The following is a 273-nucleotide window of genomic DNA, read 5'->3' as shown; positions in this document are numbered from 1 at the left end:
TGTCGTGATCGGTGAGCTTGACCATCGCGTCGGCCAGCAGCGTCAGCGTCCAGCGTTTGCGTCCGGTGGGCGGCTTGGCGCATGCCGTCGCCACCAGCAAGGCCTCTTCCTTGCCTGTCAGCTTGCGTTCCGCGCCCGGACGCGGTTCCTCGCTCAAGGCCCGCTCCAGATTGCCTTCCACGAAGCGGCGCTTGGTCCGGCCGACGGTGGAAAGGCTGACCCGGACGGTTCGGACAATCTCTGCGTCGCAGCTGCCGGCATCGGCCGCCAGCA

The 273-nt window shown here is 67.8% G+C and carries 1 protein-coding gene; it reads right to left on the bottom strand.

The window, feature by feature from the left end; genetic code table 11:
* Positions 1-273 (bottom strand): helix-turn-helix domain-containing protein (locus ACZYOF_RS44575; protein WP_463719696.1); only part of this gene is annotated, 273 nt, incomplete at both ends.

The organism is Bradyrhizobium sp. LeoA1Lang (assembly GCF_055413685.1).
The sequence above is the reverse complement of the archived record's forward strand: the minus strand, read 5'-3'. Positions and strand labels throughout refer to the sequence as shown.